Raw genomic sequence first — 24,079 nt, 5'->3', positions numbered from 1 at the left:
CTTGAAGAGTCATAAAAAAACTCCTGACTATTTCTAATCAAGAGTTTATTCTATAATAAAGGTAGTATTTTAACTAGTTTCCTTTGTTGTAATCTGCTAAAAACTTTTCTAAACCAATATCTGTCAAAGGATGTTTTAATAATCCTACGATTGAGCTTAGTGGTCCAGTCATCACATCAGCACCAAGCTTAGCACAATCAATAACATGCATTGTATGACGCACTGAAGCTGCTAATATTTCGGTTTCAAAACCATAATTATCGTAAATCATTCGTATTTCGGCAATAAGATTTAAGCCATCTGTAGAAATATCATCTAAACGACCAATAAATGGCGACACATACGTTGCACCTGCTTTAGCTGCTAATAAGGCTTGACCTGGTGAAAACACCAAAGTCACATTTGTTTTGATGCCTTTATCAGAAAAATATTTACAAGCTTTAACACCATCTTTAATCATTGGTAATTTAATCACAATTTGATCGTGTAAATCGGCTAGCGCTTCGCCTTCTCTAATCATACCCTCAAAATCGGTTGAAATGACTTCAGCGGAAACATCGCCATCAACAATATTACAAATGTTAACATAGTGTTTCATAATGTTATCATGACCTGTAATACCTTCTTTTGCCATTAACGACGGATTGGTAGTTACACCATCTAAAATACCTAAATCCTGAGCTTCTTTTATCTGGTCAAGGTTAGCTGTATCAATAAAAAATTTCATAGAAAATTTGTTTTTATTTCCTTAGAAAAGGAAACCTATAGTTGTGTTTTAATTTTATGAGCACGAATTTACAATATTATCACACCTTCTGAAGAACTTATTATAAAATAATATTAACAATACCAAGCTTAGTCATCAATCCTAATAGTATAGTCTTTTGAAGTCGACTCAGAACACAACGGATCATCATACGTATCTGTATCAGCATCATAATTAATAGGCGGATTTACATAGAGAACAACTGTAAATGAATAGGTACCTGGATGTGTAGGCAAGCCTTCAATAGAAACGGTTCTATAATTTACTATCATAGATAAACCTTCAGGAAGATCACCATGAATTTCAAACTCGTAGCCATAATCATTATCTCTGGGCTCATTTTTAATTTGGGCGTCAAATTCATCATAATAGTATGAGTTTACAACACCTAATCGAAACGATTTATCTGGTAATTCTGGTCGGCGATTAATAACACAGTCTAAAAAATCTTCACAACTGGTGACTGTAAAAAGGCTTAAAACTAATAGTAGTGGTCGTAATTGTTTCATAGTGATGAATGCTTGTAAAAGCAATCCTCAAAAAATGTACCGAAACTATAACTTGTAGTGATTTAATAGTAACTTTTCATAAACCTTACTTGGCAAGAGATGCTTTAAAACGATAGAGAATTTTTGCATAAGCGCCCCAACCTTATAGTGTACCTTCGGATTTGACGTATTGATGATTTTATAAATCATATGCGACACCATGATTGGGTCATCACCACTATCTACATCGGCATCAATAGCTTTCAAAACGGAACCATAAGGAGTCTCATAAGGCGATCCGTTTAGTATTGGCGCATGATAACGTCCAGCAGCAATATTTGTCGCAAAGTCGCCTGGTGCCAGCGTAGTCATATGGATATTAAAATCTTTAATTTCCATTCTAAAAGCCTCTGTTATCAAACCAAGCGCACCTTTACTCGCACTATAAACACCACGATAGGGTAATCCCATATAACCTGCAATTGAAGTGACATTAATAATGAGTCCGGAATTTTGCTCACGCATTTGTGGCAACACCGATTTAATGACGTTAATAGGACCGAAAAAATTGGTGTCAAAATTCCGCTGGATTTCTTCGTTTGGAATTTCTTCAATTGGCCCAGTGATTCCTGCGCCAGCATTATTGATTAAAACATCTAATTTCCCTTCAGTTACAATAACCGAGCGAATAGCAGCACTAATGCTATCACCATCGGCAACGTCTAAAGCGACTAGTTTAATTTTAGAATCTGGATAACGCTCTGGAGATCGGCTTGTGCCATAAACAACATATCCTTTTTGAGAAAGAAACTCTCCTATAGACTTTCCAATTCCTGAAGAACCACCCGTTATTAAAACAACTTTAGACATACATTACTTGACTCATTTAGTTTCAAAAGTACAATTTAAAATGAAAAAGAAGCTAAGTACTTCATTTGAAAATATCCTGATCTTCACTGGGAATCCAAAATAAAAGATTTTGACTTAATGCCCTTTTAAAAATCTAACTTTTGGGTACAAAAAAAGGCAAGCTACCTACATCACACCGCTACGACCGCGTACCTTTGCTTCGTTCCCGACCTGGAGGATTAAGCAGGAGCTGGTTGTGTAGGACTTGCCGACCGCAAAGATACAATCTTTTAATAGTTTTGCAATGATTTTTTAAACTGAATTTTATTAAATAACTTGCGTCAAAATTACATTCACAATGCAGGCAATTAAAACTTTCATAATCACCATTTTAAGCATCACCATTATCTCATGTGGTAATTCTGGAACGCAAAAAACAAGCTTATCTATTACGACTGATGCCAAAAATAATGTGGTAAAACTTGGCGAAACCATCAAGCTTTCAATAAAAAATCCGAAAGGTTTAGACATTTCAGCTATCCATTATTCCCTTAATGGGCAACCCGTTGAAGCAACGTTTAAGCTCGCTGACGAAAAGTTAGGACTACAAACTCTAAAAGCCACCGTAACTCATGGTGATACTTCGGAAGAGATTTCAACCAAAATTACTATCCTAAACAATACCACTCCAAAAGTTTATGGCTATAAAGTGATTAATGAATATCCTCATGACATTACTTCATACACACAAGGATTAGAATTTCATAATGGCGAATTATACGAAAGCACAGGACAATATGGGGAGTCAAAACTGCGGAAAGTAGATTACAAAACCGGAGAAATATTACAAAATATCGACCTGGCTAATCAATACTTTGCTGAAGGCTTAACGATTATGAACGACCAAATTTATCAATTGACATGGCAAGAAAATATAGGCTTTGTTTATGACGTCAATACCTTTGAGAAAACCAGCAGTTTTACCTACGGAAAAAGTAAAGAAGGCTGGGGCATTTGTAACGACGGAAAAGTCATCTATAAATCTGATGGTACCGATCAAATTTGGCTACTAAATCCTGAAACACTGGTTGAAGAAGACAAAATACAAGCGTATAGAGACAAAGGAAACGTTAAAGGCCTTAACGAGTTAGAATGGATTAATGGAAAAATTTATGCCAATCGCTATCAATATAATGGTGTTGCCATCATAAATCCTAAAAATGGTGCTGTAGAAGGCGTTATTGATTTTTCACCACTCAGAGATAAAGTAACACAACACAACGGCTTAGATGTTCTTAACGGTATTGCTTATAATCCAGAGACGCAAACCATTTTTGTAACCGGAAAACGTTGGGACAAACTTTTTGAAGTTGAAGTGTTTGAAAAATAACACTTAGGTACGTTCACGCATTCAAACCTCTACTTTACTCATTTCTACTTTTAAATAAACAGCTTCTTTTGGTTCTTTGAACCATGAGAACAGCTATACATATCAATATCCCAAACCCTTGTCATGAAGACTGGAATGCCATGACACCTCAAGAAAAAGGACGCCATTGTGCTTCATGTCAAAAAACAGTTTTTGATTTTACATTAGCAACCGATGAGCAAATTGTAAAAACTTTTCTGTCGGAAGACAAACTCTGCGGCCGATTTAAATCAACACAACTCAATCGGGAACTGGTACGCAACCGAAAAGAAAAAAACAACTATTTATCGTATGTTGCCTCTACCCTTTTTGCCTTTTTAAGTTTAGGCACCCAAGAAGTCCTAGCTCAAGGCAAGCCAAAAATTGTAATGACAAACACCTCTCAATTAGACACAATAAGAGGAAAAATTGCTGTATCTGTTCTTAATGAAAAAATAGTCAAAGGCAGTGTTATTGATGCCGAAAATGGCTTAGCTATCTCAGGTGTAAACGTGGTTATTAAAGGTACCGCTCAAGGCACTATAACAGACCATAATGGGCACTTTAGTTTAAAAGTAAATAAGGAAGCTATTTTAGTGTTTTCTTTTCTTGGTTATGATAGAACAGAACTTAAAATCACAGATTCTAATCAATACAACATCCAACTTGTAGAACTCGATATGGATATAACTGGCGAAATAATCATCGAAAAAACTCCAAAAAGGTCACTCAAAAAAGTAAAACGTCAGCTTGTCAAAAACGGAACTATTGAACGCACTAATGTCGGACAATTTTTATATAAACTCTCTTCTATTTTCAGAAGGAAAAAATAATAGCTACTTTTAAGTTTTCAATAAAAGATGCATGCAAATTTACGAGCAAGAGCTTAGTGTAACACAAGCCGATTTAGATGCGAGACAACACGTTAACAATGTAAGATATGTACAATGGGTTCAAGATATTGCTGAAGCACATTGGCTTTTAAAATCTCCCGAAACAATTAGAAGCCAGTTTTATTGGGTGATGATAAGCCACCATATTCACTACAAAGCTGAAGCTGTTCTTGGAGACCATTTAACACTCAAAACCTTTGTAATTCAAACTGAAAGTGTCAAATCTGTAAGACGGGTCGAAATCTACAATTCTAAAACTCAAAAGCTCCTCGCCTCCTCTGAAACCATTTGGTGCTTTATGTCTTACGAGACTCATAAACCCACCCGAATTCCTTCAGAAATAAAAACACTTTTTAGTTAAAATAACATTAAAACTGTTGTTAAATTCTCTTAACGAAGGCAAGTCTATACTCAAAATTGACTTAATTTGAGATATCAACCATCTCAATTATTTTGAAACAGCTACAACTATTTCTGTTTTTTATTATTCCTGTTTTATCAGGTGCTCAAACTGTTAAAGGTTACGTATATGACGCCGAAGCCACAATCGCTGGTGCTAAACTCGTTAATAAAACCCAAAACATCCTTACCTATTCTAATGCTAAGGGGTACTTCGAAATTGAAGCCAAACTCAATGATTCCTTAGTAGTAAGTTCTTATTTTCATTCTGAACAAACCATAGTTATTGATCAAAAGCACTTTGGCCAAGAAGTGGTTTTTGAACTAAAAAAAATCACGAACGAACTAGACGAAGTAGAAATTACTAAAGTGAACGAAAAAGAATTTGATACCTTAGCTTTTTCAAACACAACGGCTAAGCATGGACAAATTGCTTTTAAAGAACGTATGTTTGGAAGTGGTAAAAATTTACAACCAACACTCGATTTATTAAAACTCGCCACAGCTATTGGTAAACTCTTCAAAAGAAAAACAATTGAAACACCAGTAATTAAGACTTCAGATTTTATAACATTATTTGAAACCAACTCTTTTTTTACCCAAAAGATGCTACGTGACGAATTGCATATTCAAGAAACTTATGAATACCTTTTTTTCGAATACCTTACTGCGCAACATCTAAACCTGTCATTGCTCTCCAAAGACAATCAGTTTATGCTTTTAGATTCACTTCTTACACATAGTAAAGCATTTAACGAGCTTCTAACAGAATCACAAAAAGATTAGTTTCTCATTAAATTTTCAGTTTTCATACTAAAAGATGACTTCAAAAGTTATATTTTTAAGGCCTCAAGGCACATTTGATACTTTAGGCTTGTGCAACTGAATGAAAACATACCTATGAAAAGACTAGCATACTTTCTATTTACTATTTCTATTTTAATGCTTTGGAGTTCTTGTCGGAAAGATTTCGACTTTGGACCAAGCACAGGATCATTAGAATTTTCTAAAGACACGGTTTATCTCGATACCGTTTTTACAAACATTGGGTCGAGTACTTATAACTTGAAAGTTTACAACCGAAGCGACGAAGATATTTCTATACCTACGGTTCGTTTAGGTCAAGGGCAAGCCTCTAATTATCGGTTAAACGTTGATGGTCTGCCAGGAAAAGAATTTCAGAATGTCGAATTATTAGCAAATGATAGTTTATTCATCTTTGTTGAAACCACAGCAGATATTCAAACACTGGCACAAAATAGTTTGGAGTTTTTATATACCGATGCCATCGAATTTGATAGCGGAACTAACCTTCAAAAAGTAGAACTAGTCACGCTTATTAAAGATGCTGTTTTTATTTATCCTGATCGCGACAACACTACTGGCGTCATTGAAACTTTAACCTTTGATGCTAATGGTGATGGTGAACCCGATGAAACTTCGATTCAAGGGCGATTTCTTGAAAATGACGAACTCACATTTACCAACGAAAAGCCTTATGTTATCTATGGATTTGCAGCCGTTGACGAAGGCGATGTTTTAACTATCGAAGCTGGAGCGCGTGTACATTTTCATGCTAATTCCGGACTCCTAGTTACCAATAATGCTTCCCTAAAAGTTAATGGTGAACTGAGCACAGATCAAGAACTTTTAGAAAATGAAGTGATTTTTGAAAGTGACAGATTAGAACCTTTGTTTGCCGATGTTCCCGGACAATGGGCAACAATTTGGCTTTTTAACGGAAGCGTTGACAATGAAATTAATTTCGCCACTATTAAAAATGCAACTGTCGGAATATTATGTGAGTTTAACCAAGAGGCTCCAAACGATAAACTCACGATAACCAATTCTAAAATATTTAACTCCAGTAATTATGGCATATTAGCCAGAGCAACTTCTATTAGAGGTGAAAATCTGGTGATTAATAATTCAGGACAATCCTCTTTTGCAGGCGCTCAAGGCGGAAAATATAACTTTACGCATTGTACTCTAGCTAACTATTGGAATAATAGTTTTAGACAATTTCCATCTGTATTTTTGAATAATTTCTTTACTGATGAAAATAATATTGATCAAGGCAATCATCTTACCGAAGCTAATTTTAATAATTGTATCATCTACGGAAATGATAATCCTGAAATTGGCTTAGACGAAATTTCTGGCACTAGCGGATTTGATTTTAACTTTAAATTCACCAATTGCCTGATTCGTTTTCAAGATAGTAACAACACGTTTAATGATCCAAACTACGACATCAACAATTCTGACTTATACGAAAACTGTATCTTTAATAGTGATCCAGACTTCAAGCTACCTTTTGAGAATCTTATGATGATTGGAGACAACTCTGCTGCTAATAACCAAGGAAACGATTTGTACGACTTCTTTGCTAATCAAGTTCCGATTGATATTCTCAATACAAACAGAACAGCAAGTCCCGATTTAGGTGCTTATCAGCATGTGACTTTTGAAGAAGATTGAGTTTTAGTTTTTGGAATAATTATTGTTGCTTATTAGACATTTCATCTTTTAAACTTTAAGCTCATGATTTTCAATAATGTATTCAAAACCTGTATCGTTTTATGGTGCCTATCCCTAAGTTTCACCAATCAAGCTCAAAACCACGAAATTGAACTTTTAGGACTTCAGACTATTTTAAACAATACCAATGACGCTAACGATTATCAATTTTTTGATGGCGAAATTCATTTAAAAACTGAAGAAGTACTCAAAGGAGACATTAGTGTAAACCGGATTAACGAACATCAGAAATACGCTGCAATTATAAGAATTGAAAATGAGTGCTTTTATATTGCCAACACCAAAATTAAAGAGGTGTATTTATATGAACGCATTGATAAAAGGGATACAAAAACAAAATTTGTAACGATTAACGGACACCATAAATTGTTTAGAGAAGTCTATAAAAAAGATACAGAGACTATCGTTTACGATTTAATGGACAAACCCTTTGATGGTAAAATTTTGAATGATGTCCATATCATGGAAAACGGCAACCTCCTTAGTATTTTTAATTTTTGGACTTCTGGTCCCAAAAAAGATTTAATAAACTACCTCAACAAAAGAGATAATAAAAATTATAAACGACGCGATTTTAAATCCTTAGAACAGTTATTTGCTACTTTATAGAGTAACTTAGGATTAACACCTACTTAACAGCATCCTATTCTTTAATTGTTTATTTTTCAAACGATAACCAATCTTTTATAGTCATGAAAAAATTAGTATGCATCGTCATAGTCGCTTTTGTTTCTCATTTTACGATTGCGCAAACCTCTGACACCTCTGGCGTTATTAAAGCTTGTACAAATTATATTGAAGGGTTTTACGAAGGTGATACGTCAAAACTTAAAGCGAGTTTACAACCTACACTTCATAAGTTTGGCTTTTGGAAAGACGAAGGCAAAGACAGCTACCGCCAAGTTAACCACATGTCGTTTGACCAAGCATTAGCATTTGCTCAAAACGTAAAAGACAAGAAAAATTTCCCTGCAGAAGACGCGCCTAGAGATGTCACTATATTAGATATGGGAGATACTATTGCAGCAGCAAGAGTCACGGCCTGGTGGGGCATTGATTATATCCTACTATCAAAACGGGATGACAAATGGATGATTGAACAAGTGCTTTGGGAAGGTCCATTAAAAAAGGAGCATCAAATCAAAAACTAAATAAAAAAGACCTTACGAAATGAAAGGTCTTTTTTTTAATTCTTATTTGATCACCTAAATCAATTTAGTATCATAAGTTGTTTAACTAAACAATGGTTTCCCAGACATCATACCATTAACTTTTTCGGCAATGGCTTCCAATTTACTTTCCTCTTGATAGTTCATTAATGTTTCATCAATATAACCAACAATAGTTTCCATATCCTCTTCTTTTAAACCTCTGGTTGTTATCGCAGCAGTTCCTACTCTTATTCCGGAGGTTACAAACGGACTCTTATCATCAAATGGCACCATGTTTTTATTGACAGTTATATCTGCTTTTCCAAGCGCTTCTTCAGCATCTTTACCAGTGATGTCTTTATTTCTTAAATCGATGAGCATCATATGATTATCTGTTCCTCCAGAAATAATATCATAACCTCGAGCTACAAATGCCTTAGCCATCGCAGCAGCATTATGCTTTACTTGTAACATGTAATGCATAAAATCATCAGAAAGCGCTTCACCAAAAGCAATAGCTTTAGCAGCAATAATATGCTCTAATGGTCCGCCTTGATTCCCAGGAAACACTGCAGAATCCAACAAACCAGACATCTTTCGCAAGTTCCCGTTTTTAAGTCGAAGTCCAAATGGATTCTCAAAATTCTCACCCATCATAATCAAACCACCTCGTGGTCCACGTAGGGTTTTATGCGTTGTTGTTGTAACGATATGACAATGTGGTAATGGATCACTTAAAATACCTTTAGCTATTAATCCGGCAGGATGTGAAATATCGGCCATTAAAATCGCACCTACATTATCGGCAACTTCTCTAAACTTCGCAAAGTTCATATCTCTAGAATAAGCTGAAGCACCTGCAATAATTAACTTCGGACGCTCTTTTTCGGCAACATCAGCTAACATATCATAATCAATAAGCCCAGACTCCTTCTTTACACCATAAAATGTTGGACGGTATAATTTTCCCGAAAAGTTCACAGGTGATCCGTGAGTTAAATGTCCGCCATGCGATAAATCAAAACCCAATATGGTATCACCAGGTTGTAAACAAGCGGCAAACACAGCTGTATTCGCTTGGCTTCCAGAATGTGGTTGCACATTAGCATAAGCTGCACCAAACAAGGTTTTAGCTCTTTCAATAGCTATTTGTTCAACTTCATCAACGACTTCACAGCCACCATAATAACGCTTTCCAGGATAGCCTTCAGCATATTTATTAGTTAAAACAGAACCTGCAGCTTCCATAACCTGGTCACTAACAAAATTTTCTGAAGCAATAAGTTCTAAACCGTTTATTTGTCTGTCTTTTTCAGCATTTATAAGCTCAAAAATCTGTGAATCGCGTTGCATATATAAAGTTTAAATTAAATTTTATCAAAAATAAGAAATCCTCGTATTAAAAGGATTTAAAAATACAGTTAAACCTCAACTTTTATGAGCAGGTTATCAACAGGTAAAATTCATTTAATTTTTTATGGTTTTATGCAATTAAATATGTAGGTTTGACTAGAAAAACAAAATAACAAAATCCTCTATAATATGCCATTATCTGCAAATAATCCTGATCGTTCTTCATGGTTACATGTTGGAAAAAACTCAGACTTCCCGATTCAAAACATTCCTTTTGGTGTATTCCTAACGCGTGATGATATTATCACAATTGGAACACGAATTGGAGATACAGCAATCGATCTTGGCGCTTTGCATCAATTAGGCTACTTTGATGGCATTCCGTTAACCGATGATATTTTTCTTCAGGATACTTTAAATGATTTTATTGCAGATGGAAGAAAAACATGGCGTTTGGTTCGTAATCGTATTGCTCAAATTTTTGATGCCGAAAATGACACTTTAAAAAATAATAATCCGCATAAAGAAATCGTTTTATTCCGTTTGGATGAAATTGAAATGCAATTGCCAATTCAGGTTGGTGATTATACCGATTTTTATGCCAGTAAGGAACATGCCACTAATGTTGGTACGATGTTTAGAGATCCTGATAATGCCTTGCTACCTAATTGGGTTCACATGCCTGTTGGGTATCATGGACGAAGTTCTTCAATTATTCCGTCTGGAATTCCTATACATCGTCCACAAGGACAAACCATGCCAGAAGGTGCAAAAACACCTGTGTTTGGACCTTCAAAACTAGTGGATTTTGAATTAGAAATGGCTTTTATTACAACAGATGCTAACGATTTGGGAGAACCAATTCCTATCGCTGAAGCTGAAGAGTATATCTTCGGATTGGTATTGTTTAATGATTGGTCTGCTCGTGATATTCAAAAATGGGAATATGTCCCACTTGGTCCATTTTTAGGAAAAAACTTCGCGTCATCAATGTCGCCATGGATTGTCACGCTTGATGCGCTTGAACCGTTTAGAGTAGAAAGTCCGAAACAAGATCCTAAACCACTTGAATACCTTCAAACCAAAGGAAAAAAGAGTTTTGATATCAATTTAGAAGTTGGCATCCAGCCAAAAGGCGCTAAAGAAACCACCGTTTGTAAATCCAACTTTAAGTATATGTACTGGAACATGGTTCAACAATTAGCACATCATACCGTTAATGGTTGCCCTGTGAATTCTGGAGACATGATGGGAAGTGGTACTATTTCTGGTCCAACAGAAGATTCGTATGGCTCTATGTTAGAATTATCTTGGAAAGGTACAAAACCTCTTAAAATGAACGATGGTACCGAGCGTAAGTTCATCAATGATTATGATACTGTTATCATGAGAGGTTATTGTGAAAAAGATGGAACACGTATTGGTTTTGGCTCTGTTAAAACACAATTATTACCGGTTTTTAATCCGAAGAAAAAGAAATAAATCACAAGATTTTAAAAGCAAAACTCGAAGTTAGATAACACACATTCTACTTCGAGTTTTTTGTTTGGCATCATATTTGGATTCTATAATCAAAATAATCATTAAAATCCAGAATTATGAAGCAATTACTACTCACAACAGTACTTCTTCTGGTACTAACATCATGTAGCGGAAGAAAACAAATTGAAAAAGCAATCAGTCATGGTAATTATGACCAAGCGATTAATGACGCGTTACGAAAACTCGAAAACAACAAAGACAAAAAACGTAAACAAGACTATATTGTGATGCTTGAAGATGCGTATTACAAAGTTTTAGAGGAAGACCTGCAAGATGTTGCGCATTTAAAAAAGGATGGAAATCCTGAGCAGTATAAAACCATTTACGAGATCTATTTAGATTTAGAGGCTAGACAAAATGCTATTAAGCGTGTGTTGCCATTACAAATTGATGGGAAGACTTTAGATTTAAAATTCAACGATTATACTTCAGAAATCGTCGACTACAGATATAAAACGTCTGATTATCTTATTGATCAAGGGATCGCTTTGTTAGATGCTGAAGATAAATACAAGGCCAGAGAAGCTTATAACATTTTCAGTTATATAGAAAGTATCAATCCAAACTTTGAAGAGACTCGAAGTCTGATAGATGAGGCGCACCAAAAAGGAACCGATTATGTGATGGTATCTATCGAAAATCAAACCCGTCAAATCATTCCGCAGCAACTGGAAGCCGATTTACTCAATTTTGACACCTATGGTTTAAATCAGTTTTGGACGGTTTATCACGCCAATCCTAATGCCGAAATTAATTACGACTTTGCCATGCAACTGCAGTTAAAGCGTATTAATATTTCGCCAGAGCAGGTTAATACCAAACAAGAATTAAAGCAAAAAAATATTGTTGATGGTTGGGAATACCAGAAAGACGCCGATGGAAATGTGATGATTGATAGCTTAGGAAATAAAATCAAGGTAGACAAAATTGTCAATGTAAGAGCACGCTATTTTGAAGTGAATCAGTTTAAATCTACTCAGGTTATTGCTGATGTTGTATATACCGATTTAAGAACGAATCAAATTTTAGATGCCTTTCCAATAGATAGTGAATTTGTATTTGAACATTTCTATGCGACAGTTAGAGGCGACCAAAGAGCTTTAAACAACCAAGAGTATAATTTAACTAGAAATAGGCGTATCCTCTTTCCTACCGATGCTCAAATGGTTTACGATACAGGTGAAGACCTAAAATTGAAACTAAAAAACATCATTAACTCGTATCGAATGAGACGAAGTTAATCATCTATATATTTCAAAAATAAAAACTCCCAAAAGTGTGATGCTTTGGGAGTTTTTTTGTCTTAATATTAAAGCAATATTAAAAATAGAATCTTTTTTCACGCAACCATTTGTAAGAAAGTTCATCTACTTAAAAACTCTAACACATCAGCCATGAAAAAAATAGTGCTTCTTTTAGTGATTGCTTTCTATTCTACATTTTGCTTTTCTCAAGACCCCATAGTGTATCTCACTAACGGCGGTTTAAATTATTCGGTTATTGAGGGAAACACCTACACCTTCTCTGTAAATTTGTTTAGTGCGTCTCCTACAGATGTTGTTGTTGATGTGGTTACTATTGATGGTTCGGCAGATACTTCAGATTATACGCCTATTAGTACAACCGTTACGATTCCGGCAGGACAATTAAGTAGTAATTCACTGAGCATTTCCACAGCTAATGACGCCACTATTGAAGACAATGAAATCTTTTATATAGAAGCTACAGTTACAAGTAATAATACTGAAAATTCAGAAATCAACAGTCAGATTCACCTCTTTGATAACGATGCAACGCCAACAGTTTACATTACAACCAACCCCTATTTAACTGAAGGACAATCTTATAATTACAATGTGAATCTAAGTAATTATTTTAACTCCGATGTCACTATAGATTTTACAACATCTTCTGGAACAGCTGACACATCAGATTATAATGAAACCAATACTTCGGTGACTTTTTTAGCTGGCGAACGTTATTCTCAATTCCTAATAAGTACCATTGACGATGTGCTGGTTGAAACCGACGAAACCTATACCATAACGGCAACTGTGACTTCTGGAAATACGACGAATACTACAATCCCCATTACAGTCACTATTATTGATAATGATGTAACGCCTTCAATGACAGTTTACAGTAGCGACATGCATGAAGGTAACACGGCTTATGTTAGTGTTAATTTAAACAGAGCTTTTAGTAGCGATATTATTGTACAACTCAGCACTTCAAATGGCACTGCAGACCTTACTGATTACACTAGTGTCAATCAAACTAAAACCATTTTACCTGGAAACTATGGTGTTAATTTTCAAATCCCTACGCTTGAAGATACTTTAGATGAGGCCGACGAATCTGTTAATTATACGGTTACGATCCTTTCGGGAAATACAACTAACACTTTAGAAACAGGTGCTTTTGATATCCTTGATGATGACGGTCTACCCAATCTACGTCTTAGAGCCGTTTATGATTATGAGAACTCACAAAATTATGGAGATAGTATTGCGGTTGAAGAAGGTTATCCGCTTAAATTCAGAGTCCTGCTATCAGAACCAAGTCCGGTAGATACAGCTATTAACATCACAACATCTTTTGGTACTGCCGATGCTTCAGATTTGACAAGTTCAACTTTAACAACAATTATTCCTGCAGGACAACTATTTAATTATCAGGATGATTTGAATTATCCAACCATCTTAGATCAATTAGATGAAGATGATGAAAACCTCTTTATTACAGCAGAAGTCAGCTCAGGAAACACCTACAATTCTAGTGTTACTGAAGAAGCCTTTATATTAGATAATTATGCCTTAAATGCGCAGCAAGACCGAATCACTTCTATCTTAGAAGTTGGAACCACATTTCAAGTGTTAGACAATGACACCTTCGAAGGCTTACCTGTAGTGGCCTCTAATTTGAATGTATCCTTAGTTGGAAGCAATACTATTGGTGTCACATTGAGTTCAACAGGTCTGCTCACCATACCTGCTAATGCTCCGTTTGGTAACCATTATCTTAATTATGAAATATGTGATGCTGCCAACCCAACAAATTGCGATATTGCATCTCTTTTGATAAGAGTCGAATCGCCTTTAGAAGTAAGTTCTACTGTCACCTATGTTGATTTTAATGGTGACGGATTTACCAGTGTTGGTGATACCATCGAATATTTGTTCACTGTAACCAATAACGGTAATGCAGATATAACTAATATTGATGCCGATGTATCTTTTCCCGATTTGGATATTGTTGGTGGACCATTAGCGAGCTTAGCGCCTGGACAAACAGATACGACAACATTTACCGCAACTCACATTATTACACAAGACGATATAAATTTTGGGTATTATGGTGGTGATCAGGAAGGGATAAACTTTTACGGGGCTTATTATAATCAAGAAGTTTGGGATAACCTCTATAATCCAAATCAAAATTTTCAGTTACCACAATCTGACGGTATCGAACTTAAAGCCTTTGTTGATACCAATAGTAATGGGATTCAAGATTCTGGAGAAATCAATTTTCCTTTAGGACATTTTAATTATGAAGTGAACAATGATGGTGTCATTCATAACCTTTATGTGTCACCGCATTATTTATATGAATCTAATCCCAATACAACTTACAATTTAAACTATACAGTAGATAGCGATTATGCCGGAAATAATACCACAACAAGTTATACCAATGTAACAGTTCCTGTAGGTTCAGGTATTACAACCTATAATTTTCCAATTACAGTCACGCCTTATGATGATTTATCTGTCAACCTTTCCTCTAATTTAAATGCTGCTGTTCCTGGATTCAATTATTCAAATTATATGACGTTTACCAATAACTCTAATCTTACGGTACCTTCCGGAACTATTAATTTCACAATAGATGAGGCCTTAAACTTAATTAATGTTTATGATACCTCTCAAAACTGGTACACCCTTAATCCTGTAAATTTTGTTACTACAGCTGATGGATTTTCGTATACCTTTTCGAATTTAGAACCGTATGAAACGCGAACACTTAGAGTCCTAATGAGTGTTCCGACATTGCCAACCGTTAGTTTGGGGCAGCTTGTGACCAATTCTGTAGATATCGAATTACTTTCTGGAGATATTTTGCCATTAAACAATACCTCAAGCTTAACACAAACCATTGTTGGCTCTTATGATCCTAATGATATTACTGAACGTCATGGCCCTGAGATAGTACATTCAGAATTTACAACTAATGATTACCTTACTTACACCATTCGTTTTGAGAATACAGGAACTGCTAATGCTATCAATATTAGAATTGAAGATCTCCTAGATGAACAACTTGACGAGTCTACTTTAAAAATGATAGGTGCAAGTCACGACTACACGTTAGAACGTGTTGGTAAATCTTTAGAGTGGAATTTCTTCGGAATTAATTTACCGCCTTCCGAAGCTGATGATTCAACAGTTGGTCATGGCTATTTAACCTTTAAGATTAAGCCTTTTCCTGATTATGCCATCGGTGATATCATTCCTAATACTGCGGACATATATTTTGATTTCAACCCGGCAATTGTAACCAATACTTGGCTGACAGAATTTGTTGAAGATAATTTAAGTGTAACTGAGGTTTCGTTTGAAAGTTTGAAAGTGTATCCAATTCCAGCGAATGACCAATTATATATAGAAAATAATACAGCCATTGATTCGGTTAGAATCACTTCAGTTCTTGGAAAAGAAGTTATGCTAAAAGTTATTGAAGCTTCAACAGCCGAAATAGATGTAACACCACTAACCAGCGGCATCTATTTTGTCACTTTATCCAGTAATGGAAACAAAAAAACAATTAAAATTATAAAAGAATAAATCGTAACATACAAACCATAAAAACGCCCAAAGCAAATCACTTTGGGCGTTTTTGTATGTCACTAAATCCGAAATAACTTAAACAAACTGCTCCAGATCTAACTCATTTATGGCTCCATGAGATGCATGTGCAACAGCAACACCATTTTTGATGACTAATAACTGTGGTGATTGATGTAGCACTTGAAACTTATAACCCACTTCATTCGACACTTCACGATAACTCAATAAGTCTAAATAATATAAATCCATAGCTGCATCTAAATCAAAACTACTTACAAATTGCTTCATCACCATACTACTAATGCCACAACGCGTTGAATGTTTAAAAATGACTTGTGTTTTAGTATTGGATCGCTGCTCTATTACACTTAATTGAGATACTTCCGTTAAAGCTTGCCAAGGCAAGACCTTTTCTTCTTTTGGTTCAGATGTTCCGAATATATTTTTTAAAAATCCCATAGTTAATTTTGTGTATTTTATTTAAAATGAAATGTATTTCTTTACAATAAGTCGTACCTTATTTCTAATCTTACAAACTGACTAAAAGTCACGTTATTACACACTAAATCGGTCATTTTGTCGTTTAAATTTAGTGTTTTGCAATTGGTAAGGTTATTGACTTAATGCTATCGTAAAATACTAATAAACAAAGTTGTCTTTCTGAGCATCAGCGAAGCATCTAAAATGAGATTCTTTCTGTTATTCAGAATGACACACTTAAAAATACTATAAATAACTATGAATTTTAATAATTATACCATAAAATCTCAAGAAGCGATTCAGCAAGCACAACAACTTGCTCAAAGCTTAGGGCATCAGCAAATCGAAAATGAACATATCATTAAAGCGATTTTTGAAGTTGATGAAAACGTATTACCGTTTATTCTTAAAAAATTAAACGTCAATATCGACGTCTTAAAATTAGCTCTAGACAAGCAGTTAGAAAGTTTTGCAAAAGTATCTGGAGGCGAATTAAGCATTTCTAGAGACGCAAGCAAAGCCCTAAACGAAGCATCAATTATTGCTAAAAAAATGAATGATGATTTCGTTTCCATAGAACACTTAATATTAGCCATTTTTAAATCGAATAGTAAGATTGCTCAAATGCTAAAAGACCAAGGTGTTACTGAAAAAGGCTTAAATACAGCTATTGAAGAACTCCGTAAAGGTGATAGAGTCACGTCTCAAAGTCAGGAAGACACTTATAATTCGTTAAACAAATATGCCAAAAACCTAAACCAATTGGCAAAAGATGGCAAATTAGATCCTGTGATTGGTCGTGATGAGGAAATTAGACGAATTCTTCAAATTTTATCACGTCGTACCAAGAACAATCCTATTTTAGTTGGTGAACCAGGAACTGGTAAAACAGCTATTGCCGAAGGTTTAGCGCATCGTATTGTTGATGGCGATATCCCCGAAAACCTAATAGATAAGCAAATTTATGCACTCGATATGGGCGCACTCATTGCTGGTGCTAAATTTAAAGGTGAGTTTGAAGAACGTCTTAAAGCGGTCATTAAAGAAGTTACAACCAGTGATGGTGACATCGTTCTGTTTATTGATGAAATCCATACCTTGGTTGGTGCTGGTGGCGGACAAGGTGCTATGGATGCTGCAAACATCCTAAAACCTGCTTTAGCTCGTGGCGAGTTGCGTGCTATTGGTGCAACAACACTAGACGAGTATCAAAAATACTTCGAAAAAGATAAAGCGCTTGAACGTCGTTTTCAAAAAGTAATGGTCGACGAGCCAGATACCGAAAGTGCGATTTCTATTCTTCGTGGTATCAAAGAAAAATATGAAACACATCACAAAGTACGTATCAAAGATGAAGCGATTATTGGTGCTGTAGAACTCTCAGAACGTTATATCACCAACCGTTTTCTACCTGATAAAGCGATTGACTTGATGGATGAAGCGGCTTCAAAATTACGTATGGAAATCAATTCAAAACCTGAAGAGTTAGATGTTTTAGATCGTAAAATCATGCAACTTGAAATTGAAATCGAAGCCATAAAACGTGAGAAAGATGAAGCAAAATTAAAATCCTTACGTTCAGATTTGGCTAATCTCAAAGAAGAACGCAATGAGATTAATGCGAAATGGAAAAGTGAAAAAGAAGTGGTCGATAATATTCAAACGACTAAATCAAATATCGAAGACTATAAGTTAGAAGCCGAACGTGCCGAACGTGAAGGTGACTACGGAAAAGTGGCCGAAATTCGCTACGGAAAAATTAAAGAAGCTCAAGAAGCTCTCGAAAAATACCAGAATGAATTAATGGAAAATCAATCTGGAAACTCCTTAATTAAAGAGGAAGTTACTTATGATGACATTGCTGAAGTGGTGGCTAAGTGGACAGGCATTCCGGTGACTAAAATGCTACAAAGCGAGCGTGACAAACTTTTAAAATTAGAAGACGAATTGCACAAACGCGTTGTGGGCCAGGAAGAAGCGATAACAGCCGTTAGTGATGCGGTAAGACGCTCTAGAGCAGGATTACAAAATCCGCAAAAACCTGTCGGCACCTTCTTATTTTTAGGAACCACAGGTGTTGGTAAAACCGAATTAGCAAAAGCGCTTGCCGAATACCTTTTTGATGACGAGAATGCGATGACCAGAATCGATATGAGTGAATATCAAGAAAGTCATAGTGTGAGTCGTTTGGTTGGAGCGCCTCCAGGATATGTTGGTTATGATGAGGGCGGACAATTAACTGAAGCTGTGAGACGTAAGCCGTATTCGGTAGTGTTATTGGATGAAATTGAAAAAGCACATCCCGATACATTTAATACTTTATTGCAAGTTTTAGATGAAGGGCGATTAACAGATAATAAAGGACGTGTGGCCGATTTTAAAAACACGATTATTATTATGACCTCTAATATTGGTAGTCATATTATTCAAGAGCGTTTTGAAGCGACCAAAGATGTGGACTCAGCAATCGAAGCTGCAAAGGTAGATGTACTTGCTCTGTTAAAACAAAGTGTTAGACCAGAATTTTTAAACCGAATTGATGATACCATTATGTTCACACCTTTAACAAAAGGCAACATTAAAGATATTGTTGGATTACAATTAAAAGGTGTTCAAAAAATGCTTTCGAAACAAGGCATTACGTTTGACGCAACACCTGAAGCCATCGCCTATTTAGCCGATAAAGGTTTTAATCCCGAATATGGTGCAAGACCTGTTAAGCGTGTGATTCAGAAAGAAGTATTGAATGAATTAAGTAAAGAAATTTTATCTGGAAAAGTCACTACAGATAGCATTATCCTACTCGATGCCTTTGATGACAAGCTGGTTTTTAGAAATGAAGCGAGTTTTGTTTCCGAAGAAATTTAAAACATCCTGTAACAAAATGATTATATAACAGTCTTTTAAGTGGTTGGTTAGTTGAAAAGCAACGTAAGTTTTAGAAATAAAATGCGCGTTGCTTTTCCGTTTTAAAGCCTATACTAATATTAATTTGTTTGAATTTTTAAAACAAAAATATACCAATCAGTATATTTTGTGTATATTTGATCTTATGCAAACAAAAGCAGAACTCACAAAACAGTTTATACTTGAAACTGTGGCGCCTATTTTTAATAAAAATGGTTACGCTGCAACAAGCATGAGTGACTTAACTGAAGCCACAGGTTTAACCAAAGGGGCAATCTATGGAAATTTTAAAAACAAAGAAACCCTTGCTATAGCTGCATTTAAATTTACAGTAAAAGCCTTATTAAAACGTATTTCTAAGCATTTAGAATTGAGCGACTCCCCCATTCAAAAACTCTTTTTAATCTCTGATTTTTACCGAAACTATTATGATTACAGTAAACAATTAGGGGGTTGCCCTGTTTTAAATATTGGTGTTGATGCCAATAATCAAAATGTACTCTTATTAGAGCATGTAAAAATTGTCATTGAGAAAATTCAAGATCAGTTAGCTACTATTATTGAAAATGGCATTGAAGCTGGTGAAATTTCTACCGAAATAAATGCCATGCAATACGCCAAACGTTTAGACACGATGATTCAAGGTGCTATATTTATGACCTATACGATGGATGATGAGTTTTATATCAAAGATACCATGAACCAAATTGATCAAATGATACATAACGAACTTAAAGCCTAATTTTTTTAACCAATAATATACCAATTGGTATAATTTAAAAACATATATATGATGAATTTTCAAAACATTGTTAGTAGCCAAACAAAAATCAGATTTCAACACTGTGACCCTTTCAACCATTTAAACAATGGCAGTTATATTGATTATTTTATGAATCATCGTGAAGATCAATTATTGAAACACTACGACATAGATATTTATAAAATGGCACGTACAAAAGGCATTAGCTGGGTATCAAGCAGCAATCAAATAGCCTATTTAAAACCTGCGCTATTAATGGAAACTGTCACCATAGAGTCTCAACTTATCGCCTATGATACGAGTTCATTAAAAGTAGAAATGCGTATGTACAACAGTGATAAAACACAACTTAAAGCGGTGATTTGGTGTGGTTTTGTTCACTTTAACTTATTGGAACAATCTAGAGCACTTCATTCTGATGAGATGATGAAGTTATTTGAAAGTATTCTTGTTCCTATTGGTACAACCAACTTTGAAGAGCGTCTACTAGAGTTCAAAGCTCAAAAAACGAAACTTTAATATAGTTGTAACGTTTATGCTTTAAACGCTACCTATAAAGAAATCTAAATTCTAATTATGAAAAATTTATTATGTGCTCTTGCGTTCTCTCTAACTGGCTTTTTTTCACTTCAGGCTCAAGAGTTAGACAAAGCATTACTTTGGGAAATTTCTGGAAACGGATTAACTGAAGCATCTTACCTCTATGGAACGATTCATATGACCTGTGATGCCTCTTTAGACCAAAACATCTTAAAGGCCTTAGACCAGACTAAATTACTCGTCTTAGAATTAGATATGGACGATCCTTCAATGCAAATGACGATGATGAAAGGACTTTATATGAAAGATCAAAAAACACTTAAAGACCTTGTTACCGAAGAAGAATATGCGACTATTGCAACATTTGTAAAAGAGCAAATAGGCATGCCAATTGATGCATTAGCTAATATCAAGCCTTTTTTTATAACAGCTATGTTTTACCCTAAATTACTGGGCTGCCCTGTTCAATCTTTTGAAGCAGCACTAATGAAAGTAGCACACGAACAAAAAGAAGAAGTCTTAGGCTTAGAAACTGTAGCAGAACAACTTCAAGTGTTTGATGAGATTCCTTATGAAGATCAGGCTGCAGATTTATTGCGTTCGGCAGAAGACCAACTTGCTAAAGATAAAGCCTCATTTAAAAAACTTTTAGACCTTTATAATAGTAAGGATATTGAAGGTATGATTAAAATGATGGAAGAAGACAAAGAGCTTTCAACATCAAAGCACAGTGATAAAATGCTTGACAACCGAAATAAAAACTGGATTGAAAAGATTAGTGAATTTGCAAAGGAACAACCCACATTCTTCGGTGTAGGTGCGGCACACCTTGCCGGTGAAAATGGTGTTATTAAACTTTTAAGAAAAGCGGGGTATACTGTTAAAGCTGTTCGTTAAAAATCACTTAAAATTAAATAATAAGCCTCTGTAAAAGAGGCTTTTTTGTTCAAAACCTGTTTAAAACTCTCTGTTTAGGCAATAAAACTTTATCATTTTTGGTTATGATTATAAGATTTAATTGCTAACTTTGAATTGCTATTAATTCCCAAATTTACATAAGTTAAAGCAAGCTAATTCTTCTTCAAATCAAGGATTAGTGTATAATTCACCTACTTAAAAATGAATATAAATTCAAAAATAGACCACACCTTATTAAGTGCATCTGCCACTGAACGTGACATTATTGACCATTGTAATGAAGCGAAAAAACATAAATTCTATTCCGTTTGTATTAACAGTTGCTACGTCCCATTAGCAAAACAACTTCTTAAAGATTCTAATGTGAAAATATGTACTGTAGTTGGATTTCCGCTAGGAGCTGCTTCTACAGAAGCCAAAATTTTTGAAGCGAAACAAGCCATCAATGATGGTGCTCATGAAATTGATATGGTTATGAATTTAGGAGTCTTTAAAAGCAAAAACTACGTTGAAGTATTCAAAGATATCAAAGACGTAAAAACGGCGATTGGGAGAATTCCTTTAAAAGTGATTTTAGAAATAAGCGAACTGTCTAAAAACGGTATCGTTAAAGCTTCAGAAATCTGCTTAGATGCCAAGGTTGATTTTGTGAAGACTTCTACAGGATTTACAAAAAGTGGGGCGACACTTACGGCTGTAAAAATCATAAGAAAAACAGTGCGTAACAACTGTAAAATCAAAGCTTCTGGAGGCATTAGTGATTATGAAACAGCAAGAAAATATACCGATATTGGTGTTGAGCGCATTGGCACTTCTAAAGGAGTTGCTATTGCTGTAGGAGCATTATCTGATGCCGATTATTAACTTTTAACCTTACTTTATCATTTTTCTTATAAAAGAGTTTTTATATTTGAGTTGAATCAAACTCGCTTTATATGAAATCGCTTATCACTTTAATTTTAGTCTTGACACTTAGTATTCCTGCTTTAGCTCAAGAAGAAAACCAATCTGAAACCACGACCTACTATTTTATTCGTCATGCTGAAAAAGATAGAAGTGATAAAACCAATAGAAATCCGGACCTTACCGAAGCTGGTAAAGAGAGAGCAATACACTGGAGTGAAATTCTACAACATGTAAAATTTGATGCGGTATATTCTACTAAATACAATCGTACCATACAAACAGCAACTCCAACAGCCAAAAAGAATAATCTTGAAGTCTCCCATTACGACCCAAGAACCTTATATAGCGAAGATTTTGCCAAAGCTACAAAAGGCAAAACGGTTTTAGTTGTTGGTCATAGTAATACTACACCAGCCTTTGTAAATAGTGTTCTGAAACAAAAAAAGTATGAAGACATTGACGATAACAACAACGGCAATCTTTACATCGTAACCATTTCTAATGGCTTAATTCTGGACCAGGTACTCACAATTAATTAAGTGAAACCCTAACGTTTTCTAATTCTATTTTAGAGAGTAGTTTAAGGTTTGCACTTTCAAATAATTGAGGCAATACTGTCAATGATACGGAGGCATCTTCGGGTTTGTAATTGTTATAATCTACAAATCGAATACCCTTCACATAGCGTTCGTTATAAGCCTCTCTAAACCGAATACCTTTGCCGTCATCTTCATTGTAAGAATACGCTAAATAATCAACCTTTTCTGTCGTTTTGTTAACCCAATAAACAAACACATCTTCAAAATCTTCTCCACCTCCATTTTGATCAAAGGTCACTTGAATAGTATAATAGTTTTCCCCTTTAATTGAAGTGTCTTCCAAACGTTTTTTATTAACTGCCTCATCATTCAATCCATAAGGTAATACTGAAAAATAATGCACCGAATTTACGGAAGCCGAATATTTAACCACCATAGAATCGGGTTCATTCATAGGAAAATCATTAACCAAACGCATAAATCCTTTATTATTTAAAATATCTGTGATCTGGGTAATGGTATCAAAGTATTTTAATGATGAATCCCTAAATTTTCGTTCAAAATGATAGGTTCCGTTTTGACGAAAGGCGCTATAATGTTTGTCTCTAAAATCAAAAGCAATCAACGACGAATCAATGAATTCTCCTCCAGAAACTACTATCGATTTATCAATAATGCTTTGAGCAGTGTGCTCTTCTGGCTTTTCTTGTTTGCAATTCAGAAGAAAAATAGATAGTAAAATTAATAACGAATATCTCATGAGTGATGTCTTTCAGAGTTAAGTCGGAA

The 24,079-nt window shown here is 35.0% G+C and carries 22 protein-coding genes and 1 other RNA gene; 16 read left to right on the top strand and 7 right to left on the bottom strand.

Features of this window, described 5'->3' with window-relative positions; translation table 11 throughout:
• Nucleotides 1–73: 73 nt before the first annotated feature.
• The 4 genes from fsa to ffs all read right to left on the bottom strand — a co-directional run bounded on the left by fsa (nucleotide 74) and on the right by ffs (nucleotide 2,374).
• Nucleotides 74–727, bottom strand: a complete 654-nt coding sequence (gene fsa / locus N4270_RS09435) for a fructose-6-phosphate aldolase (protein WP_260096814.1) — start codon at nucleotides 725–727, stop codon at nucleotides 74–76.
• Nucleotides 728–855: 128 nt separating this feature from the next.
• Complete coding sequence (locus N4270_RS09430) at nucleotides 856–1,275, bottom strand: hypothetical protein (protein WP_260096812.1); 420 nt, start codon at nucleotides 1,273–1,275, stop codon at nucleotides 856–858.
• Nucleotides 1,276–1,320: 45 nt separating this feature from the next.
• Nucleotides 1,321–2,124 (bottom strand): SDR family oxidoreductase, encoded by an 804-nt coding sequence (locus N4270_RS09425; RefSeq protein ID WP_260096810.1) that lies wholly within the window; start codon nucleotides 2,122–2,124, stop codon nucleotides 1,321–1,323.
• 151 nt (nucleotides 2,125–2,275) lie between these two features.
• Nucleotides 2,276–2,374: signal recognition particle sRNA small type (ffs, locus tag N4270_RS09420), an RNA gene on the bottom strand.
• Nucleotides 2,375–2,461: 87 nt separating this feature from the next.
• Between ffs and N4270_RS09415 the strand changes: the two genes are divergently transcribed.
• From N4270_RS09415 to N4270_RS09385, 7 genes are all read left to right on the top strand, one after another.
• Nucleotides 2,462–3,493, top strand: coding sequence for a glutaminyl-peptide cyclotransferase (locus tag N4270_RS09415; RefSeq protein ID WP_260096808.1), 1,032 nt, complete (start codon nucleotides 2,462–2,464; stop codon nucleotides 3,491–3,493).
• A gap of 83 nt (nucleotides 3,494–3,576) precedes the next feature.
• A complete protein-coding gene (locus N4270_RS09410; protein WP_260096807.1) occupies nucleotides 3,577–4,344 on the top strand; it encodes a carboxypeptidase-like regulatory domain-containing protein in 768 nt (255 codons plus the stop codon).
• Between the two features lie 31 nt (nucleotides 4,345–4,375).
• Entirely contained in the window at nucleotides 4,376–4,765 is a 390-nt protein-coding gene (locus N4270_RS09405; RefSeq protein ID WP_260096806.1) for a thioesterase family protein, read from the top strand.
• 92 nt (nucleotides 4,766–4,857) lie between these two features.
• On the top strand, nucleotides 4,858–5,589 hold the full coding sequence (locus N4270_RS09400; protein ID WP_260096804.1) for a carboxypeptidase-like regulatory domain-containing protein: 732 nt from the start codon (nucleotides 4,858–4,860) through the stop codon (nucleotides 5,587–5,589).
• A gap of 114 nt (nucleotides 5,590–5,703) precedes the next feature.
• Entirely contained in the window at nucleotides 5,704–7,284 is a 1,581-nt protein-coding gene (locus N4270_RS09395; RefSeq protein ID WP_260096802.1) for a hypothetical protein, read from the top strand.
• A gap of 63 nt (nucleotides 7,285–7,347) precedes the next feature.
• Nucleotides 7,348–7,953, top strand: coding sequence for a hypothetical protein (locus tag N4270_RS09390; RefSeq protein WP_260096800.1), 606 nt, complete (start codon nucleotides 7,348–7,350; stop codon nucleotides 7,951–7,953).
• An 83-nt stretch (nucleotides 7,954–8,036) separates the two neighbouring features.
• Nucleotides 8,037–8,495, top strand: coding sequence for a nuclear transport factor 2 family protein (locus N4270_RS09385; protein ID WP_260096797.1), 459 nt, complete (start codon nucleotides 8,037–8,039; stop codon nucleotides 8,493–8,495).
• An 81-nt stretch (nucleotides 8,496–8,576) separates the two neighbouring features.
• On the opposite strand, the gene glyA is transcribed toward N4270_RS09385, so the two are convergent.
• The gene (gene glyA, locus N4270_RS09380) at nucleotides 8,577–9,848 is read right to left on the bottom strand and encodes a serine hydroxymethyltransferase (RefSeq protein WP_260096795.1); all 1,272 of its coding nucleotides are present in this window, start codon (nucleotides 9,846–9,848) and stop codon (nucleotides 8,577–8,579) included.
• 189 nt (nucleotides 9,849–10,037) lie between these two features.
• On the opposite strand from glyA, the gene fahA reads away from it, so the two are divergent.
• From fahA to N4270_RS09365, 3 genes are all read left to right on the top strand, one after another.
• The gene (gene fahA, locus N4270_RS09375) at nucleotides 10,038–11,330 is read left to right on the top strand and encodes a fumarylacetoacetase (RefSeq protein ID WP_260096794.1); all 1,293 of its coding nucleotides are present in this window, start codon (nucleotides 10,038–10,040) and stop codon (nucleotides 11,328–11,330) included.
• A gap of 116 nt (nucleotides 11,331–11,446) precedes the next feature.
• Nucleotides 11,447–12,631: a hypothetical protein gene (locus N4270_RS09370; protein ID WP_260096793.1), complete on the top strand. Its 1,185-nt coding sequence runs from the start codon at nucleotides 11,447–11,449 to the stop codon at nucleotides 12,629–12,631.
• 153 nt (nucleotides 12,632–12,784) lie between these two features.
• Nucleotides 12,785–16,234: a Calx-beta domain-containing protein gene (locus N4270_RS09365; protein WP_260096792.1), complete on the top strand. Its 3,450-nt coding sequence runs from the start codon at nucleotides 12,785–12,787 to the stop codon at nucleotides 16,232–16,234.
• A 78-nt stretch (nucleotides 16,235–16,312) separates the two neighbouring features.
• Here N4270_RS09365 and ytxJ read toward each other — a convergent pair whose 3' ends face one another.
• Nucleotides 16,313–16,696 carry a bacillithiol system redox-active protein YtxJ gene (gene ytxJ / locus N4270_RS09360; RefSeq protein ID WP_260096791.1) on the bottom strand — a complete coding sequence of 128 codons (384 nt, stop codon included), beginning with the start codon at nucleotides 16,694–16,696 and terminating at the stop codon, nucleotides 16,313–16,315.
• A 279-nt stretch (nucleotides 16,697–16,975) separates the two neighbouring features.
• Between ytxJ and clpB the strand changes: the two genes are divergently transcribed.
• From clpB to N4270_RS09330, 6 genes are all read left to right on the top strand, one after another.
• Nucleotides 16,976–19,585 (top strand): ATP-dependent chaperone ClpB, encoded by a 2,610-nt coding sequence (gene clpB / locus N4270_RS09355; protein WP_260096790.1) that lies wholly within the window; start codon nucleotides 16,976–16,978, stop codon nucleotides 19,583–19,585.
• A gap of 184 nt (nucleotides 19,586–19,769) precedes the next feature.
• Complete coding sequence (locus N4270_RS09350; protein ID WP_260096788.1) at nucleotides 19,770–20,366, top strand: TetR/AcrR family transcriptional regulator; 597 nt, start codon at nucleotides 19,770–19,772, stop codon at nucleotides 20,364–20,366.
• A gap of 48 nt (nucleotides 20,367–20,414) precedes the next feature.
• The gene (locus N4270_RS09345) at nucleotides 20,415–20,906 is read left to right on the top strand and encodes a thioesterase family protein (protein WP_260096787.1); all 492 of its coding nucleotides are present in this window, start codon (nucleotides 20,415–20,417) and stop codon (nucleotides 20,904–20,906) included.
• A gap of 57 nt (nucleotides 20,907–20,963) precedes the next feature.
• A complete protein-coding gene (locus N4270_RS09340; RefSeq protein ID WP_260096786.1) occupies nucleotides 20,964–21,824 on the top strand; it encodes a TraB/GumN family protein in 861 nt (286 codons plus the stop codon).
• A gap of 222 nt (nucleotides 21,825–22,046) precedes the next feature.
• Nucleotides 22,047–22,709 (top strand): deoxyribose-phosphate aldolase, encoded by a 663-nt coding sequence (deoC, locus tag N4270_RS09335; protein ID WP_260096784.1) that lies wholly within the window; start codon nucleotides 22,047–22,049, stop codon nucleotides 22,707–22,709.
• A 71-nt stretch (nucleotides 22,710–22,780) separates the two neighbouring features.
• A complete protein-coding gene (locus N4270_RS09330; protein ID WP_260096782.1) occupies nucleotides 22,781–23,290 on the top strand; it encodes a histidine phosphatase family protein in 510 nt (169 codons plus the stop codon).
• Here the strand turns inward: N4270_RS09330 and N4270_RS09325 are convergent.
• A complete protein-coding gene (locus N4270_RS09325) occupies nucleotides 23,283–24,050 on the bottom strand; it encodes a DUF6503 family protein (RefSeq protein ID WP_260096780.1) in 768 nt (255 codons plus the stop codon). The two genes, N4270_RS09330 and N4270_RS09325, sit on opposite strands and share 8 nt — an antisense overlap.
• Nucleotides 24,051–24,079: the final 29 nt, after the last annotated feature.

The sequence above is a fragment of the Psychroserpens sp. SPM9 genome (assembly GCF_025153525.1).
Lineage (GTDB): Bacteria > Bacteroidota > Bacteroidia > Flavobacteriales > Flavobacteriaceae > Psychroserpens.
Note: the sequence above shows the minus strand (reverse complement) of the source record. Positions and strands in the feature narration are given on the sequence as shown.

What these genes read in the sequence shown, in the direction of transcription:
- fahA (WP_260096794.1), top strand. Translation starts at nt 10,038, where the DNA reads ATGCCATTATCTGCAAATAATCCTGATCGTTCTTCATGGTTACATGTT.
- N4270_RS09370 (WP_260096793.1), top strand. Translation starts at nt 11,447, where the DNA reads ATGAAGCAATTACTACTCACAACAGTACTTCTTCTGGTACTAACATCA.
- N4270_RS09365 (WP_260096792.1), top strand. Translation starts at nt 12,785, where the DNA reads ATGAAAAAAATAGTGCTTCTTTTAGTGATTGCTTTCTATTCTACATTT.
- N4270_RS09340 (WP_260096786.1), top strand. Translation starts at nt 20,964, where the DNA reads ATGAAAAATTTATTATGTGCTCTTGCGTTCTCTCTAACTGGCTTTTTT.
- N4270_RS09415 (WP_260096808.1), top strand. Translation starts at nt 2,462, where the DNA reads ATGCAGGCAATTAAAACTTTCATAATCACCATTTTAAGCATCACCATT.
- N4270_RS09345 (WP_260096787.1), top strand. Translation starts at nt 20,415, where the DNA reads ATGATGAATTTTCAAAACATTGTTAGTAGCCAAACAAAAATCAGATTT.
- deoC (WP_260096784.1), top strand. Translation starts at nt 22,047, where the DNA reads ATGAATATAAATTCAAAAATAGACCACACCTTATTAAGTGCATCTGCC.
- N4270_RS09410 (WP_260096807.1), top strand. Translation starts at nt 3,577, where the DNA reads ATGAGAACAGCTATACATATCAATATCCCAAACCCTTGTCATGAAGAC.
- N4270_RS09425 (WP_260096810.1), bottom strand. Translation starts at nt 2,124, where the DNA reads ATGTCTAAAGTTGTTTTAATAACGGGTGGTTCTTCAGGAATTGGAAAG.
- N4270_RS09395 (WP_260096802.1), top strand. Translation starts at nt 5,704, where the DNA reads ATGAAAAGACTAGCATACTTTCTATTTACTATTTCTATTTTAATGCTT.
- N4270_RS09405 (WP_260096806.1), top strand. Translation starts at nt 4,376, where the DNA reads ATGCAAATTTACGAGCAAGAGCTTAGTGTAACACAAGCCGATTTAGAT.
- clpB (WP_260096790.1), top strand. Translation starts at nt 16,976, where the DNA reads ATGAATTTTAATAATTATACCATAAAATCTCAAGAAGCGATTCAGCAA.
- ytxJ (WP_260096791.1), bottom strand. Translation starts at nt 16,696, where the DNA reads ATGGGATTTTTAAAAAATATATTCGGAACATCTGAACCAAAAGAAGAA.
- N4270_RS09350 (WP_260096788.1), top strand. Translation starts at nt 19,770, where the DNA reads ATGCAAACAAAAGCAGAACTCACAAAACAGTTTATACTTGAAACTGTG.
- N4270_RS09430 (WP_260096812.1), bottom strand. Translation starts at nt 1,275, where the DNA reads ATGAAACAATTACGACCACTACTATTAGTTTTAAGCCTTTTTACAGTC.
- N4270_RS09330 (WP_260096782.1), top strand. Translation starts at nt 22,781, where the DNA reads ATGAAATCGCTTATCACTTTAATTTTAGTCTTGACACTTAGTATTCCT.
- N4270_RS09325 (WP_260096780.1), bottom strand. Translation starts at nt 24,050, where the DNA reads ATGAGATATTCGTTATTAATTTTACTATCTATTTTTCTTCTGAATTGC.
- fsa (WP_260096814.1), bottom strand. Translation starts at nt 727, where the DNA reads ATGAAATTTTTTATTGATACAGCTAACCTTGACCAGATAAAAGAAGCT.
- glyA (WP_260096795.1), bottom strand. Translation starts at nt 9,848, where the DNA reads ATGCAACGCGATTCACAGATTTTTGAGCTTATAAATGCTGAAAAAGAC.
- N4270_RS09390 (WP_260096800.1), top strand. Translation starts at nt 7,348, where the DNA reads ATGATTTTCAATAATGTATTCAAAACCTGTATCGTTTTATGGTGCCTA.
- N4270_RS09385 (WP_260096797.1), top strand. Translation starts at nt 8,037, where the DNA reads ATGAAAAAATTAGTATGCATCGTCATAGTCGCTTTTGTTTCTCATTTT.